The 16,260-nt window shown below is 71.8% G+C and carries 14 protein-coding genes; 7 read left to right on the top strand and 7 right to left on the bottom strand.

The genetic code is table 11. The features are described 5' to 3' along the window. Positions 1-5: 5 nt before the first annotated feature. The gene (locus AQJ11_RS06010; RefSeq protein WP_059262115.1) at positions 6-443 is read right to left on the bottom strand and encodes a MarR family winged helix-turn-helix transcriptional regulator; all 438 of its coding nucleotides are present in this window, start codon (positions 441-443) and stop codon (positions 6-8) included. A 128-nt stretch (positions 444-571) separates the two neighbouring features. Between AQJ11_RS06010 and AQJ11_RS06005 the strand changes: the two genes are divergently transcribed. Both AQJ11_RS06005 and AQJ11_RS06000 read left to right on the top strand, forming a co-directional pair. Beyond that, positions 572-1,516: a quinone oxidoreductase family protein gene (locus tag AQJ11_RS06005; RefSeq protein ID WP_059262114.1), complete on the top strand. Its 945-nt coding sequence runs from the start codon at positions 572-574 to the stop codon at positions 1,514-1,516. Positions 1,517-1,630: 114 nt separating this feature from the next. Continuing rightward, complete coding sequence (locus AQJ11_RS06000) at positions 1,631-3,508, top strand: sialidase family protein (RefSeq protein ID WP_059262113.1); 1,878 nt, start codon at positions 1,631-1,633, stop codon at positions 3,506-3,508. Here the strand turns inward: AQJ11_RS06000 and AQJ11_RS05995 are convergent. Beyond that, positions 3,458-4,501 (bottom strand): bile acid:sodium symporter family protein, encoded by a 1,044-nt coding sequence (locus AQJ11_RS05995; protein ID WP_079082232.1) that lies wholly within the window; start codon positions 4,499-4,501, stop codon positions 3,458-3,460. The genes AQJ11_RS06000 and AQJ11_RS05995 overlap by 51 nt on opposite strands. Before the next feature lie 141 nt (positions 4,502-4,642). Between AQJ11_RS05995 and AQJ11_RS05990 the strand changes: the two genes are divergently transcribed. From AQJ11_RS05990 to AQJ11_RS05980, 3 genes are all read left to right on the top strand, one after another. Then, positions 4,643-5,512 carry a LysR substrate-binding domain-containing protein gene (locus tag AQJ11_RS05990; protein ID WP_014676060.1) on the top strand — a complete coding sequence of 290 codons (870 nt, stop codon included), beginning with the start codon at positions 4,643-4,645 and terminating at the stop codon, positions 5,510-5,512. Positions 5,513-5,773: 261 nt separating this feature from the next. Further along, complete coding sequence (locus AQJ11_RS05985; protein WP_058082736.1) at positions 5,774-7,600, top strand: AMP-dependent synthetase/ligase; 1,827 nt, start codon at positions 5,774-5,776, stop codon at positions 7,598-7,600. 94 nt (positions 7,601-7,694) lie between these two features. Then, the gene (locus AQJ11_RS05980) at positions 7,695-8,531 is read left to right on the top strand and encodes an aldo/keto reductase (protein WP_059262112.1); all 837 of its coding nucleotides are present in this window, start codon (positions 7,695-7,697) and stop codon (positions 8,529-8,531) included. Positions 8,532-8,637: 106 nt separating this feature from the next. On the opposite strand, the gene AQJ11_RS05975 is transcribed toward AQJ11_RS05980, so the two are convergent. Further along, the gene (locus tag AQJ11_RS05975) at positions 8,638-9,249 is read right to left on the bottom strand and encodes a hypothetical protein (RefSeq protein WP_014676057.1); all 612 of its coding nucleotides are present in this window, start codon (positions 9,247-9,249) and stop codon (positions 8,638-8,640) included. Between the two features lie 207 nt (positions 9,250-9,456). Here AQJ11_RS05975 and AQJ11_RS05970 point away from each other — a divergent pair, with 207 nt between their 5' ends. Beyond that, positions 9,457-10,152, top strand: a complete 696-nt coding sequence (locus tag AQJ11_RS05970; RefSeq protein WP_014676056.1) for a glycoside hydrolase family 75 protein — start codon at positions 9,457-9,459, stop codon at positions 10,150-10,152. Between the two features lie 13 nt (positions 10,153-10,165). Here AQJ11_RS05970 and AQJ11_RS05965 read toward each other — a convergent pair whose 3' ends face one another. Together AQJ11_RS05965 and AQJ11_RS05960 are read right to left on the bottom strand one after the other, a co-directional pair. Next, entirely contained in the window at positions 10,166-10,867 is a 702-nt protein-coding gene (locus AQJ11_RS05965; RefSeq protein WP_059262279.1) for an SDR family oxidoreductase, read from the bottom strand. A 111-nt stretch (positions 10,868-10,978) separates the two neighbouring features. Continuing rightward, positions 10,979-11,878, bottom strand: a complete 900-nt coding sequence (locus tag AQJ11_RS05960; protein ID WP_059262111.1) for a class I SAM-dependent methyltransferase — start codon at positions 11,876-11,878, stop codon at positions 10,979-10,981. A 123-nt stretch (positions 11,879-12,001) separates the two neighbouring features. Here AQJ11_RS05960 and AQJ11_RS05955 point away from each other — a divergent pair, with 123 nt between their 5' ends. Continuing rightward, positions 12,002-12,772 carry a phytanoyl-CoA dioxygenase family protein gene (locus AQJ11_RS05955; RefSeq protein ID WP_208616448.1) on the top strand — a complete coding sequence of 257 codons (771 nt, stop codon included), beginning with the start codon at positions 12,002-12,004 and terminating at the stop codon, positions 12,770-12,772. Between the two features lie 36 nt (positions 12,773-12,808). Here the strand turns inward: AQJ11_RS05955 and AQJ11_RS05950 are convergent, their stop codons facing one another. Both AQJ11_RS05950 and AQJ11_RS05945 read right to left on the bottom strand, forming a co-directional pair. Continuing rightward, positions 12,809-14,605 (bottom strand): glycoside hydrolase family 6 protein, encoded by a 1,797-nt coding sequence (locus AQJ11_RS05950; RefSeq protein ID WP_059262109.1) that lies wholly within the window; start codon positions 14,603-14,605, stop codon positions 12,809-12,811. Positions 14,606-14,649: 44 nt separating this feature from the next. Then, positions 14,650-16,110: a cellulose binding domain-containing protein gene (locus AQJ11_RS05945; protein WP_208616447.1), complete on the bottom strand. Its 1,461-nt coding sequence runs from the start codon at positions 16,108-16,110 to the stop codon at positions 14,650-14,652. Positions 16,111-16,260: the final 150 nt, after the last annotated feature.

The raw sequence follows: 16,260 nt of genomic DNA, 5'->3' as shown, positions 1-16,260 counted from the left end.
CGCCGTCAGCCGTCCGTGCCGGAAATCCGGATCAACAGGTCCATGAACTGATCGCGTTCGGCGGCCGACAGCGGGGCGAGCAGTTCGTCGTTGGCCTCGCGGGCTGCCTTCTCGCAGCGCACGAGGAGACGGGCGCCTTCCTCGGTGAGGGACACGGCGTTCTTGCGCCGGTCGCGGGGGTCGGGGGCGCGCTCGACCAGACCGGCGGACTGGAGGTCGTTCAGGATGCCGACCACGTCCTTCGGGTCGAGGCGCACACCGCGGCCGAGGTCCGCCTGGGCGACCGGGGCGAGGTCGCGGACGGCGGAGAGGACGACGTGGTGCCACATCTTCAGCCCTTCCGCCGCGAGGGCCCCGGCGACCAGGGCACGGCCCCGCGCGGCGGCCCGGCCGAGGAGCCAGCTGGGCAGGGAGCGGATCGCGGGCAGGGGTGCTTCGGCCATGACGGCAGCCTAGCCGAAGAATCGTTGGACTTCCCCATGAATTGTGCTCTACCGTTGGGGCTCCCAACGATTTCATGGGTGTTCCCCACGATCGCTTGCGCCGGGTGCGCCCGGTCCCTGGAGGTTCGATGCGTCGCGTCCGGTACGAGTCCACCGGTGGCCCCCTGTTCGTGGAGGAGGTGCCCGTCCCCGCGCCCGGCCCCGGTGAGCTGCTGGTGCGCTGCGCGGCCGTCGGCGTCACCCTGCCGGTGGTCCGCAAGGTGACCGAGACCGCGGAGCCGGTGCCGCTGGGCGGTGAGATCGCGGGCGAGGTGGTCGCGGCCGGCGAGGGCGCGACCCGCTTCCGCCCCGGCGACCGGGTGACCGGGCTGTGCTTCGGACACGGGTACGCCGAGTACGCCCTGCTGCACGAGGCCATGGCCTCACCGGTGCCGGACGGCGCCGACGCCGTGACCGCGGTGGCGCTGGTGCGCAGCGGTCTGGTGGCCTGGGGAGCGCTGGAGGCGGCCCGCCCGGCACCGGGAGAGTCGGTCCTCGTCACCGCGGCGGCCAGTGGCGTGGGGCATCTGGCGGTGCAGCTGGCGCGGGCGCGGGGCGCGGGGCTGGTACGCGGAGCCGTGTCCGGCCCGGGACGGACCGAGGCCGTGGCCGGTCGGACCAAGACGGAGTTCGTGCGCTCGCTCGGCGCGGACGACTGCGTGCGGTACGGCGACGAGAGCTGGGGCGATCCCGTGGACTGCGTCCTGGACGCCGTCGGCGGCGACCTGCTCACCCCGGCCCTCGCCGCGCTCGCCCCGCACGGCCGCCTGGTCGCCTACAGCTCGGGCGGCGGCACCATCAAGGCGTACGACCTGCTGGTGGGGGCCAAGTCGGTGATCGGCTTCCAGATGGCGCTGATCGCCCGCGGCCAGCCGGAGCTGTACGAGCGGTGGCGGCAGGAGCTGTGGCGGCTGTTCGCCGAGGGTGCCCTGAAGCCCGTCGTGCACGGGGAGTTCGCCCTGGAGGACGCGGCGGCGGCGCACGAGGTGATCACGAGCCGGGCCAACCTCGGCAAGGTCGTCCTGCGCCCGTAACCGTCCGCACGCTCCTTGTGACCCGCGCCACTGCCAACTACCGTTCATGGAGCGCACGTTGGACGTGGGATGTCCGGATGTCCAGATGTCCGGCCGACGAAGGGCAGGTCGCACGTGCCGTCAGGTCTTCGCGCCCGTCTCGGATCCGCACTCGCCATCGCCGCCCTCGCGGCGGCCGGAACGGTCCTGCCGTTCCTCCCCGCTCATCCGGCGCACGCCCAGCCGGCGGGCGGTTCCCCGGCGTTCGAACAGCAGGTGCTGTTCAAGGCCGCCCAGGACCCGGGCTACGCGTGCTTCCGCATCCCGGCGGTCGTCAGGACGGCCGACGGCGCCCTGCTGGCGTTCGCCGAGGGCCGGGTCCTGAACTGCGGGGACGCGGCAGACATCGACATCGTGCTCAAGCGCTCCACCGACGGCGGGCGCACCTGGGGCCCGTTGCAGGTGGTCAACGAGGGCGCCGGCGACACCCACGGCAACCCGGCCCCGGTCGTGGACCGCGTCACCGGCCGGGTCTGGCTGGCCCAGACGTACAACACGGGCCGTACGGACAGCGCCGGCTGCTCGGTCCCCTGCGACCGCACCCCGCACCTCCAGTACAGCGACGACGGCGGCCGGACCTGGTCCCCGCCGCGCGATCTGAGCCCCGAGATCCTGCCCGCCGACTGGAACTCCTGGTACGCCACCGGTCCCGTGCACGGCATCCAGCTCACCCGCGGCCGGCACGCCGGACGCCTGGTCTTCGGGGTGAACACCGAGACCTGGGACGGCAGCCGGGTCACCGCCAACCACGCGGCCCTGATCGTCAGCGACGACCACGGCGGCCACTGGCGGATCGGCGCCACCGACACCTGGCCCGTCGCCGCCGACGGCACCTTCCGGCAGAAGCCCTCCGAGCTCACGCTCGCCGAGCGCGGCGACGGCTCGGTCCTGGTCAGCGGACGGGAGCAGGACGGCACCGACCTCGGCCACCGCACCCAGGCCGTCAGCCGCGACGGCGGCGGCAGCTTCACCGCGCCCTTCCGCGACCTGCCGGACCTGTACACCCCGCAGGTGCAGGGGTCGCTGCTGCAACTGGGCGACCGCCTGCTGCTGGCCTGCCCCGGCGACCCCGACCGGCGCCGCACGATGATGATCCGCTCCTCCTACGACGGGGGCCGCACCTGGGACGGCGTGGACCGCGGCACGGTCGTCACCACGGACTGGTCCGGCTACTCCGACCTGGTGCGGGTCGACTCCGGGACGATCGGCCTGCTGTACGAGGGCGGCGCCGTGGACGCCCGCGACGAGATCCGCTTCGCCCGCTTCACCGAGGACTGGCCGGCCCCGCGCCGCGGTCCCGACCCGGTCACCGCCGACCTCGCCCCGCGCGCCCGCCCGGCGGCGGTGCTGGGCGGGCCGGAGGCGACGGAGGGGGTGTCCGGGGGCGCGCTGGAGTTCGACGGCACCGACGACGCCGTACGCCTGCCGTACCGCACCGGGCTCCCGCTGGGCACGAAGGACTTCTCGGTGTCGCTGTGGTTCCGGTACACGGCGGCGGCCGGGGAGCAGCCGTTGCTGTGGATGGGCGGGATCGGCACCAGCCAGCCGCAGGTGTGGCTGCGCGGGGAGCCGGCGAACAACCGGGTGCGGGGGCTGATCACCGTGCGGAACGGAGCCACCCCGCCGCAGACCGCGTCCGTGTCCACGGGCACCGCGTACAACGACGGCCGGTGGCACCATGCCGTGCTCCGCCGCGGCGGGGGTCTGCTGTCGCTGTCCGTCGACGGTGCGCTGTCCTCCGCCGCCGATGTGCCGGGCTCCGTCAGCCGCAACTCCCCCTTCGGCGTGCACCTCGGTCAGCGCATGGACAGCCGCGCCTTCTTCACCGGCGCGCTGGACGAGGTGCGCGTCTGGGACCGGGCGCTCACCGACGCCGAACTCGCCGATCCTCAGGTGCTGCGCTCACCGCAGGACACGGTCCTGTGGCTGCCCCTGAACCGCGTGCGCGGCTGACGCGTCGGGCGCGTCCGTGGCCGCCTCCGGGTCACGGGCGCGCCGCTTGGCGATGACCGCGCACACCATCAGCTGCATCTGGTGGAAGAGCATCAGCGGCAGGACCGCCAGCGAGGCGTGGCTGCCGAACAGGACGCTCGCCATCGGCAGCCCGGAGGCGAGGGACTTCTTCGACCCGGCGAACTGGATGGCGATCCGGTCCTCCCGGCCGAAGCCGAGCGCCTTGGCGCCGTACCAGGTCAGCGCCAGCATCACGGCCAGCAGGACGGCCTCGACGCCGAGCAGTCCGGCCAGCCGCACGGGGCTGACCTGGTGCCAGATGCCCTGGTTCATGCCCTCGCTGAACGCGGTGTAGACGACCAGCAGGATCGAGCCGCGGTCGACCAGCCCGAGGACCTTCTTGTGCCGGGTGACGAACCCGCCGATCCAGCGCCGCAGCAGTTGCCCGGCGAGGAACGGCGCCAGCAGTTGGAGCACGATCTTCACGACCGAGTCGGCGGAGAACCCGACCGCCTCACCGCCGAGCAGCCCCGCCGCGAGCAGCGGCGTGAGGACGATGCCGGCGAGGGAGGAGAAGGACCCGGCGCAGATCGCGGCGGGCACGTTGCCCCGGGCGATCGAGGTGAACGCGATGGACGACTGGATGGTGGACGGCACCAGCGTCAGGAACAGCAGGCCCTGGTAGAGGGGCTGGGTCAGCAGCACCGGCACCAGCCCGCGCGCGGCGAGGCCGAACACCGGGAAGACGACGAAGGTGCAGGTCAGCACGGTGACGTGCAGCCGCCAGTGCTTGAGCCCGCCCAGCGCCTCACGGGTGGACAGCCGGGCGCCGTAGAGGAAGAAGAGGAACCCGATGGCGGCCGTGGAGGCACCCGAGCTCACGTCGGCGGCGGTGCCCCGGGCCGGCAGGAGCGCGGCGAGACCGACCGTGCCGAGCAGCAGCACGATGTACGGGTCGATCGGCATCCAGGTCGGCCAGCGCAGGCGTTTCACGGTGCTCCGATTGCTGTGGGTGACGTGCGGTCGCGAGGCCGTAGGGCCCCCGTCGATTGTCCTCCTCGTACCATTGATCGGGAATCCCGCACACCGCTCTGACTGTCATCATGTGGCGCGATGACCGTTAGGCTCGGCGTCGTGTACGAACCGACGCACCTGCGCACCTTCCTCGCGGTGGCGCAGACGCTGAGCTTCACGCAGGCCGCCCGGCGGCTGGGGCTGCGCCAGTCCACGGTCAGCCAGCATGTGCGGCGGCTGGAGGACGCGGCCGGCCGGCAGCTCTTCTCGCGGGACACCCATTCGGTGGAGCTGACCGAGGACGGCGAGGCGATGCTGGGGTTCGCCCGCCGGATCCTGGAGGTGCACGAGCAGGCGACGGCGTTCTTCAGCGGCACGCGCGTGCGTGGCCGGCTGCGCTTCGGCGCCTCGGAGGACTTCGTCCTGACCCGGCTGCCGGAGATCCTGGAGGCCTTCCGCTACGACCATCCGGAGGTCGACCTGGAGTTGACGGTGGAGCTGTCCGGCACCCTGCACGAGCGGCTGGCCGCCGGCAAGCTCGACCTGGTGCTGGCCAAACGGCTCCCGGGGGACCCGCGCGGCGAGCTGGTCTGGCGGGACGACCTGGTGTGGATCGGCGCCGAGCGGCTGCGGCTGGAGCCCGACCGGCCCGTTCCGCTGATCGTGTACCCGCCGCCGGGCATCACCCGGGCCCGCGCGCTGGAGGTGCTGGAGCGGCAGGGCCGTGACTGGCGGATCGTGTGCACGAGCGGCAGCCTCAGCGGGCTGATCGCGGCGGCCCGCGCCGGCCTCGGGGTGATGGCCCACTCCCGGCGGCTGATCCCGCCGGGCCTGTTCCGGCTGCCCGACCGGGCCGGCCTGCCCGAGCTGGGCAAGGTCGACTTCGTCCTCGTCCACGGCCACCGCCGGGGCCCGGCCGAGGCCGCCGCGGACGCGCTGGCGGCGGCGGTCCTGGCGGGCGGCGAGCGGCTGCGGCGCAGGGGCGGCTGACCCGCCCGCGCCGCCGCGCCCCCGGCACCGTAATCGGGGCGTACAGATTCGGTGGAGATTACGGCACCGAAACTTACTGACCGGTCAGTAGTTGTGTCCGCCCTACCCCATGTGCGGGCATTTCGGGGTCACCGTCCCGGCGGAACGTGAGGTTTGCTCGGTTTCCGCACCCCTCCCGCACGCCGACCGGGTGGGGTAGCTTTCACGGCGCTGTGCGGTGCGTGGACCAACGTCACTGAGGCGCGAACACGGGGAGCGAGGTTGCGCGAGTTCACCAACCCTCCGTTGGCGTCGCCGCCGCCGGTGGGCGGTCTGGCGGACGTCGTCTTCGACCATGCCCGGACCGACCCGCTGCACATCGCGCTCGGCCGCAAGGACGACTCGGGACGGTGGCGGGACGTCACCGCCGCCGAGTTCCGCGACGAGGTCATGGCCCTCGCCAAGGGGCTGCTGGCCCGCGGCGTCCGCTTCGGCGACCGGGTCGCGATCATGTCCCGCACCCGCTACGAGTGGACCCTGTTCGACTTCGCCCTGTGGACCATCGGCGCCCAGGTGGTGCCCGTCTACCCCACCTCCTCGGCCGAACAGTGCTTCTGGATGCTCTACGACGCCGAGGTGACCGCGGCGATCGTGGAACACGAGGACCACGCGATGACCATCGCCACCGTCATCGACCGGCTGCCGCGGCTGCGCCAGCTGTGGCAGCTGGACGCGGGCTGCGTGCAGGAGCTGTACGACGCCGGGGCCCACCTGGACGACGAGGTGGTGCACCGGCACCGCGAGGCGGTCACCCCGGACTCGGTGGCCACCGTCATCTACACCTCCGGCACCACCGGCCGCCCCAAGGGCTGTGTGATCACCCACGGCAACTTCATGTTCGAGGCGGACACCGTGATCCAGCGCTGGGAGCCGGTGTTCCACTCGAAGAAGGGCGACGAGGCGTCGACGCTGCTGTTCCTGCCGCTGGCCCACGTCTTCGGCCGGATGGTGGAGGTCGCCGCGATCCGCGGCCGGGTCCGCTTCGGGCACCAGCCGCAGCTGCACGCCGCCGCCCTCCTGCCCGACCTGGCCGCCTTCCGGCCGACGTTCGTCCTCGCGGTGCCGTACATCTTCGAGAAGGTGTTCAACGCGGCCCGCCGCAAGGCCGAGAAGGAGGGCAAGGCGGGGCCGTTCGAGAAGGCCGTCGACGTCGCCGTCAGATACGCGGAGGCGGTCGAGGCGAAGGCGTGGGGCACCGGGCCCGGCCCGTCGGCGGGGCTGCGGATGCAGCACCAGCTCTTCGACAAGCTGGTGTACGCGAAGGTCCGGGCCGCGATGGGCGGCCGGATCCGCAACGCGATGTCGGGCGGATCGGCGATGGACCGCCGGCTGGGGCTGTTCTTCGCGGGCGCGGGCGTGCAGATCTACGAGGGATACGGCCTGACCGAGTCGACGGCCGCGGCGACCGCCAACCCGCCCGAGCGCACCCGCTACGGCACCGTGGGCCAGGCCATCCCGGGCACGACCGTGCACATCGCCGACGACGGGGAGATCTGGCTGCACGGCGCGAACGTCTTCCAGGGGTACCTCAACAACCCGAAGGCCACCGACCAGACCCTGCACGACGGCTGGCTGGCCACCGGCGACCTCGGCTCCCTGGACGAGGACGGCTATCTGACCATCACCGGCCGCAAGAAGGAGATCCTGGTGACCTCCGGCGGCAAGAGCGTCTCCCCGGGCGTGCTGGAGGAGCGGGTCCGCGAGCACCCGCTGGTCAACCAGTGCATCGTCGTCGGCAACGACCGCCCGTACATCGCGGCCCTGGTCACCCTCGACCAGGAGGCGGTCGAACACTGGCTCCAGATGCGCGGCAAGCCGAGGATGACCCCGGCCAGGCTGGTGCGCGACCCGGACCTGGAGACGGAGGTGCGGCGGGCGGTGGTCGCCGCCAACACCCTCGTCTCCCAGGCCGAGTCGATCCGCACCTTCCGCATCCTGGCCCAGCCGTTCACCGAGGAACACGGCCTGCTGACACCGTCGCTGAAGCTGAAGCGGAAGGCCATCGAGAAGGCGTACACCAACGAGGTCGAGGCCCTCTACCGAAGCTGATGCCCGCGGATTCCGCGGTCAGGAATGCGAAGCGGGCCGTGATCGTTGAGGATGGGAGTACCACCTTGTCGACAAGCGAAGGATCAAGAGGCTCGTGAGCAGCAAGGTCCCCCCGATCATCCTCAACAACGGCGTCGAGATGCCCCAGCTGGGCTACGGCGTCTGGCAGGTGCCGGACGACGAGGCCGAGCGGGCCGTCGCCACGGCGCTGGAGGCCGGGTACCGCAGCATCGACACCGCTGCGATCTACGGCAACGAAGAGGGCACTGGCAAGGCCATCGCCGCCTCCGGCCTGCCCCGCGAGGACATCTTCGTCACCACCAAGCTCTGGAACGGTGACCACGGTTACGACTCCACACTGCGCGCGTTCGACACGTCGCTGGAGAAGCTGGGGCTCGACTACGTCGACCTCTACCTGATCCACTGGCCGCTGCCGTCCCGGGGCACGTACATCGACACCTACAAGGCGTTCGAGAAGCTGCACGCCGACGGCCGCGTCCGCGCCATCGGCGTCTCCAACTTCCTTCCCGAGCACCTGCGGCGGCTGATCGAGGAGACCTCGGTCATCCCCGCGGTCAACCAGATCGAGCTGCACCCGCACCTGCAACAGCGCGAGGCGCGCGAGTTCCACGCGGAGCAGGGCATCGCCACGGAGGCCTGGTCGCCGCTCGGCCAGGGCAAGGGCCTGCTGGAGGTGCCGGCGATCGTCGCCATCGCGCAGAAGCACAACCGCACCCCGGCCCAGGTCGTGCTGCGCTGGCACATCCAGCTCGGCAACGTCGTGATCCCGAAGTCCGTGACGCCGTCCCGGATCAAGGAGAACATCCAGGTGTTCGACTTCAGCCTGGACGACGAGGACCTCGCCGCGATCAGCGCGCTCAACGAGGACCGGCGGCTGGGTCCCGACCCGGCCGTCTACGACGTGGTCTGACAGCCGGCCCGGAACGCGAAACCCGCACCACCCGGCACGGCCGTGCGCCCCGCACCGCGGCGGGGCGCACGGCCGTGTGCCGTTCGCCGCCCCGCGACACGCCCGCTCAGTCGAAGCGCACATCCGCGTGCACGACCTCGAACTCCTCCAGGCCGACCACGTCCGCGTGCGCCTTGGCCGACACCGCGTGACGCAGGCCCGCGACGGCCGCGCGCGAGGCGCCCAGGGAGGCGCGGTCCAGGAACAGGGAACCGGTCATGGCCCGTCCCCGTTCCCGGTCGATCAGCAGGGTCGTCTCGGCGAGTCCGGGCAGCGACTCGGACCTCGGCACCACCGTGGCCCGGAAGGTGTCGACGACCAGGTCGGCGTCGCGCGGGTCGAACTCCATCCTGGTGACCCGCAGTCCCCCGCCCTGCCGCGGATGCCTGACCTCGTGGAACACGGCGGCCTCGTACTCGGCGACGGCCAGGGTGCCGGCGAAGGGCTCCAGGAGCCCCCTGCGCCGCTCGCGCATCACCGCGTCGCTGTTCCGCCGCGCCTCCTCGGTCTCCCACCAGCTCACCGTGAAGAGCTTGCCGAGTTCCCGGTCCGCGAACACGCCCGCGCCGCGGTAGCCGGGGCGTTCCTCCAGCAGGTCCCGGCCCTCGCTGTTCACCGATCGGATGGCCGTGTCCAGCAGTGCCGGATCACCGGTCGCGTACACCGCGCGGACGAACATGAGCCTCACCTCCGGGGTAAGGGGACCTCCGACAGTGCCGGACAGAACGCGACATGTCCGTCTCGTCCAGTCTTACCGGCGAGGGAACTCACCGCAATACGCACAGGATTCGGCCGTTCGCAACAGCAGGGTTGACGGGAGCATGGCGAAGACGTCACCGTGTACGGCACCCGGTAAGGAAACTTTCCTAACAGAAGGGTCCCCCACATGCGTTTCCGTACCCTCACCCTCGCCGCGGCCTCCGGCACCGCCCTGCTCGCCGCCGGCCTCCTGCCCGCGCACGCCTCCGCCGCCGCCTCCCCCAGGTCCGCGCAGGAGGGCACGGTCAGCGCCGCCGACCTGCTCGCCAAGGTGACGTCCTGTTCGCAGATCTCCAACGGCAAGTACCGCACGGACGAGGAGACGTCGGCCACGGTCCCGGTGTGCGGCAAGAACGGCGCGGTGTTCTGGAAGGCCGACATGGACATCGACTGCGACGGACAGCGCACCACCAACTGCAACGAGAACCGCGACCCCTGGTACCAGGACGACACCGCCTTCCACCAGTCCGACGGCAAGCCGCTGAAGGCGGAGACCCTGCCGTACGTCGTCGTGCCCAGCACCAGCAGCATCTGGAACTACTCCAACTCCGGCATCAAGGGCGGCGGTGTGGTCGCCGTCATCTACAACAACAAGGTCGAGTACGCCGTCGTCGGCGACACCGGCCCCACGCAGATCATCGGCGAGGCGTCGTACGCCACCGCCAAGGCGCTCGGCATCGACCCGGACCCGGCCACCGGCGGCGCCGACTCGGGCGTGACCTACATCCTGTTCAAGAACTCCACGGTCTCCCCCATCGAGAGCCACAGCGCGGCGGTCACCCTCGGGGACCAGCTGGCCAAGCAGTTCATCGCCAACAACTGAGGCCGGTCGTCCGTCAGTTGGGCTGGCCCAGCGGGCGGACGACGACGGTGTTGACATCGACCCCGGCCGGCTGCCGGATCGCCCACACCACCGAGTCGGCGATCTGGCCGGCGGTGAGGAGGTGCCCCGGGGGCAGGCTGCCGTAGCCGTCCCAGAAGGGGGTCTCCACCCGGCCGGGGGCGACCAGCGTGACACCGATCCCGAACTCCGTGACCTGGCGCCGGGTGTTCTCGGCGAGACCGGTCACCGCCCACTTGGTGGCGCCGTAGAGATTGCCCGGGGTGTTCACGAACCCGGCGACGCTGCCGACGAGGACGATCCGGCCGCGCGTCTCCTTCAGCGCGTCGACGGAGGCGCGGATGAGGAGGGCGGGACCGAGGACGTTGGTGAGGACCATCTCGGTCCAGCCGGACGGGTCGCCCTCCGCCACGCTGTCGTGGGTGGCGACACCGGCGTTGGCGACGACGGTGTCCAGTCGGCCGTACGCCTTGAGCGTGCGGTCGACCGCGTTCCGTACGTCGTCGTACGCCGACGCGTCACCGGCGACCGTGAGCAGTCCCTCGGGACGTCCGAGGCTCTCGGCGAGGTCCCGCAGCCGTCGCTCTGCGCGCCCGGTCACGGTGACCCGGTGCCCGGCATCCAGCAGTCGCCGCGCCACGGCGGCGCCGATCCCGCTGCCCCCGCCCGTGATGAGCGCGACCGGAGCGTCGTTCATGAGGTCCCCCTGCGTGGTGTGTCTCGCGGTGTCGAAGAGCCCGGAGTCCATCACTTGGAGACCACTCGAAGTCAAGCCCCGCCGGGCCTGAACCCTGTCGGGACAGCACACCTAGCCCCGGCGGACCGCCGTGTGCACGGTGTGTGCCGACAGGACGAACAGGTCCGGCCGTACGTGCGCGCTCGCCGGGTCGGACGGGTCCAGCAGCCGGTCGAGGGTGGCGCGGTCGTCCGCGTCCAGCGCGTCGCCGATGCCCTCGCGCAGCCGGGACAGGTGCGCGACGACGTAGGCGCGGGCCCGGTCGGTGACGGGGGCCGGCAGGTCGAGCAGGAAGGTGCGGGTCCCGGCGGGCTTGAGGCCGGCGGCGGTCAGCAGGGCGGGCCAGTCCTCGGTCTCGGCGACGGAGCCCGGCAGGCCGGCGCGCATCCGGCCGAACCACTCCTCCTCCAGGGCGTCCAGCCGCGCCTGTAGTCCGGGGCGGCCGATCCCGATGTCCCGGGGCAGGAAGCGGGAGGGCAGACCGCCTTCCTGGAGGGCCAGCGTGCCGCCGGGGGCGAGCCGCTCGGCGAACGCGGTGAGCGCCGCCCGCTGGTCACCGAGGTGGTGCAGACTGCGGCTGGCCCACAGCAGGTCGGCCGGGTACTCCAGCTGGTCCAGCACGTCGGGCAGTTCGCCGGTGACGGTGTCGAAGCGGTCGGCGACGCCCCGGCGGACGGCCCGGGCGCGGGCGCGCTGGAGCAGGGGCGCGGCGGCGTCGACGGCGACGACCCGGGCCCCGGGGAACGCCTCGGCGAACAGGCAGGCGACCACTCCCGGCCCGCTGCCCGCGTCCACGATCAGCCCCGGCTCGGTCACCTCCCGCGCGAGCCACGCCATGGCCCGCTCGTACACCGGGGCGAACAGCTCCGCCTGCGTCTCCAGCAGGGGGCCCATCTCGCTCCAGTCGATGTCCGTGCCGTGGTGCCCGTGACCGTGCCGGTGCCCGGTGTCGTGGTGGTGGTCGTGCGCCATGGTGGTCAGCCTCTCTTCCGGATGCGGTCAGGGTGCGACGGCACGCCCGGCGGAGGCCAGCGGTGTTGCCGATGCGGCAAAAACGGGATGCGTACCGGCAAGGTCACCGGCGACCATGGGCCCGTGGACGACAATCTGGTGGAACGCTTCGTCGCGGACGGGTTCGTGAAGATCGAGGGAGCCGTCCCGCCACGGGTCGCCGCGGACTGCGCGCGGCTGCTGTGGCGGGAGACGGGCTACGACCCGGAGGACCGCGCCACCTGGAAGGACCCGGTGGTGTGGGTGGGCGGCATGGCCCAGGGCCCGTTCGCGGCGGCGGCCAACTCCCCGGTGCTGCACGACGCGTTCGACGCGCTGGTGGGCCCCGGCCGCTGGGAGCCGCGCTACTCGCTGGGCACCTTCCCGCTGCGCTTCCCGCACCCCGAGGAACCGGACGACGCGGGGTGGCACATCGAAGGCAGCTACCTCCCCGAGGGCCAGGCGCACTACCACACCAACCTGCGCTCCCGGGACCGCGCGCTGCTGATGCTGTTCCTGTTCAGCGAGGTCACCCAGGCCGACGCCCCGACCCGGATCCGGGTCGGCTCGCACCTGGACGTGCCCGCGGTGCTCCGGCCGTACGGCGAGGCGGGGGCGTCCTTCCTGGAGCTGGGCCCCCAGGTGGCGGCGGCCTCGGCCCACCGCCCCCTCGCCCATGCCACGGGCCGCCCCGGCGACGTCTACCTCTGTCACCCGTTCCTGGTGCACGCGGCCCAGCCGCACCACGGCACCCGGCCGCGCTTCCTGGCGCAGCCCCCGCTGCACCCGGCCGTGCCGTACGAGCTGGACCGGCCGGACGGGGCCTACTCACCGGTGGAGCGCGCGATCCGCCGGGGTCTGACCGGCGCGGTCTGAACCGCTGCGGTCCGGCCCCGGCGGACGCTCACCCCGCTACGGCAGCGGCGGGTAGGCGTTCTGCATCAGCTGCTGGAACTGAGCGGAGAACCAGTGCCCGGCCAGCGGCGAGTTCGGCAGCGCGCCCGTGGGGTTGTTGCCGTTGCGGGCGTTGCCGCCGTAGGTCGGGTCGCACATCCGGTCGAAGCCCTTGCCCTCGTCGTTGGAGATGGCGGAGCTGGCTCCGTCCGACTCCCCCGGGGGCTTGACCCACACGTAGGCGTCGATCCCGGCCGCCGGGGCGGCGGTCGGCCGTTCCCCGAGGCCGGCACCGTTCTGGTTGCACCAGTTGCCGGCGTGGATGCGCCGGTCGATGCGGCTGCCGTTGACGTAGTCGTCGACGGAGGTCAGCGGGCCGGACTTGGTGGGCCGGGCGGAGCCGCCCCAGCCGTTGCGGGAGGTGTCGATCAGCATGCCGAGGTTGCTGTTGAACCCGGACGCGACGAGCTTGTCGCGCAGTGCCTGGGCGAAGGACTGCTCGTCCACGTACTGGTTCCAGTCGACCCACTTCGACTGGCGCACGGTCTGCCCGTTGACGCTGTCGGTGACCTTGAAGTACGGCTCCTTGGTGGCGCTGTAGTTGGCGGTGTTGACGATGAAGCCCGTCACGTCGTTCACGCTCGCGCCGTTGGTGGTGGCGACCTTGTAGAACTCCTGGACGGTGGGCCCGAGGTTGGAGTCCCAGCCGAGCCAGGCGTGGTGGCCGGCGTCGATGTAGTTGTAGACGTTCGGGATGGCGCCCAGCTTGTCGAGGGCGTAGCTGACGCCCTTCTCGTAGTTGCCGTTGGCCTTCATGGTCGCGCAGGCGTCGGTGCTGCCCGCGGTGCCGCCCGCGTTGGTGACCAGGTTGGGCAGCGAGTCGGGTTCGATGACGGTGGCGATGCGCAGGCCCGCGTACTTGGCGTCGGAGAGGATCGACGCGATCGGGTCGATGTACTGGGTCTTGTACTTGTCGATGTCGTTCGGGCCCAGTTCGCCGTTGGAGGCGAGGGCGGAGCAGTCGCGGCCGGGAAGGTCGTAGATGACCAGCTGGACGACGAGTTCGCCCGAGCCCTTCTGCTTGAGTGCCTCATCCAGGTGGGCACGCAAGCCCATCCCGCCGTTCACGCCGTTGATGGCGGCGATCCGGTCGAGCCACACGGCGGTGGGCTGGTTGGCGACGCGGCTGCCGCCCGGTTCGGCGGCGGCGTGCGCCGACCACTCCGGGTTCACGTAGCCCTTGGCTCCGCTGTAGGGGTTGTCGACGCGGCTGCCGGTGCCTCCGCCGCCGTCTCCGCCGCCCGTGCCCCCACCGGTGTCTCCGCCGGTTCCGCCGCCGGTTCCGCCGCCGGTGTCCCCACCGGTGCCGCCGCCGCTGCCGCCGCTTCCGTCGTCCACGTTGCAGGTGACGCCGTCGAGCGTGAAGGTGGCGGGGACGGAGTTGGTGCCGCTGAACGTGCCGTTGAAGCCGAAGCTGACCGTGCCGCCGGTCGCGAGCGCGCCGTTGTAGCTCTCGTTGGCCGCGGTGACCGCGGTGCCGCTCTGGCTGATCTTCGCGCTCCAGCCGCTCGTGACCTTCTGGTTGCCGCCGTACGACCACTTCAGCGACCAGGCCGACTTGGCGGCGCCGTTGTTGGTGAGGGTCACGGCGGCGGTGAAGCCGGTGTCCCACTGGCTCTGGATCTTGTAGTCGACGGCACAGGGCACGGCGGCGACGGCGGCGCCCGAGCCGCCGGGCAGGGCCGCGAACGCCGTTCCGGAGGCTCCGGCGAGCAGCCCCAGGGCCACCAGCAGGGTCGTCTTGGTACGAGTCATGAGTGCGGGTTCCTTCGCAGTTCCGTGGGATCTACGGGTGGGATCTACGGGTTGAGGGCGCGCAGATGGTCACGCAGCCCGGCGCCGTACGCGGTGGGAGTGCCGTCGTAGGCGGAGATCAGGGACGGCCCGGAGGAGCAGTCCCAGGTGTTCCAGGTCCAGCCGAGGTAGGACAGGTCGTGGTCGTCGAACCACTTCATGACCCGGTCGGTGAACCCGTGCGAGCAGGTGTTCTCGCCGATCTCCCCGGCCACCAGGGGCACGTGGGCGGCGACCGGGGCGAGGGTGGAGTTCCAGCAGCTCTCGCTCGCGCAGGAGTTGAAGTTGTAGACGTGGTACGCGGCGGCGAGATTGCCGGCCGGGTCGGTGGGCTGGTACGCGGTCCACTGGCCGAGGTCGTTGGAGTACGCAAGGCCCCCGGCCACGATGACGTTCTTCGCGCCGGTGGCCCGGACGCTGTCCACGAGGTCCTGCATGCCGGCGACCTCGTAGGGGATGCCGGGGCAGGTGCCCCCGTCCCGCCAGCACGTCCAGGCGTCCGTGGCGCTGGAGGCCGCCCGGTCCGGATACGGCTCGTTGAACAGGTCGAACACGGCCGCCTTGTCGTCCTTGAAGGTGCTCGCCACCGACGACCAGAACGACGGGGCGTACCGCATGTCGGGCATCGGCTTCTGGCAGGTGGCGTGCACGTCGGAGCAGCCGGCCGAGTTCCCGGTGTACTGGCCGTAGGACCAGTGCAGTTCGAGGATCGGGGTCATGCCGTGCGCCTCGACGCGGGCCGCCAGTTCCTTGACGGCGGCGATGTAGTTCGCGCCGCCGTACTCGGGCTTGACGTTGGACAGGCCGAGCCAGCACTCCTCGTTGAGCGGGATGCGGACCGCGTTGGCCTTCCAGTCGGCGATCGCCTTGACCGCCGCGTCGTCCACCGGTCCGTCCCAGATGCCGTAGCCCTGTACGCACATGAACTCGCCGCCGGACCGGTTGACGCCGAGCAGGCGGCGGGTGGTGCCGTCGGCGTCCACGAGCTTGTTGCCGAGGACCCGCAGCGCGGGCGGGGTACCGCCGGACGGCGGCGGGGTGGTCGGCTCCGAGTCGACGTTGCAGGTCGTGCCGTTGAGCTTGAACACGGCCGGCGCGGGGTTGCTCCCCGACCAGGAGGCCAGGAAGCCTGCGCTGACGCTCGCACCGGTGCCGAGCGCGCCGTTCCAGTCCTCGCCGGCCGCGGTCACGGTGGCGCCGGACTGGGACCACTTGGCGTTCCAGCCCTGGCTGACCTTCTGTCCGCCGGCGAAGTCGAAGGTGAGCTTCCAACCGCTGAGCGCGGCCTGGTTGTTGGTGACCTTCACCGAACCCTGGAAGCCGCTGTCCCACTGGCCGGTGACGCCGTACTCCACCGTGCAGGCGGGCGTGGCCCCCTGGGCCGCCGACACCGGCACGACCGCGCTCCCGACGAGCGCGACCGCACCGGTGGCGGCTAAGAGTACTGAACGCGGGGGGTGTCGCATGAGCGACTCCTTGCAGCTTGGCGCGCCGTGACGGACGCGTCGACTGAACGGAACCGCTCCCACTGGTGCGAGTGAAGGTAGCGCCAAGTGGCCGGTCTGCCCAGAGGAGTCGCCTGACTTTTCCTCGGCCGGATCCGTCGAATCTTTTCG

Source organism: Streptomyces corchorusii (assembly GCF_001514055.1).
GTDB lineage: Bacteria > Actinomycetota > Actinomycetes > Streptomycetales > Streptomycetaceae > Streptomyces > Streptomyces olivaceoviridis.
Note: the sequence above shows the minus strand (reverse complement) of the source record. Positions and strands in the feature narration are given on the sequence as shown.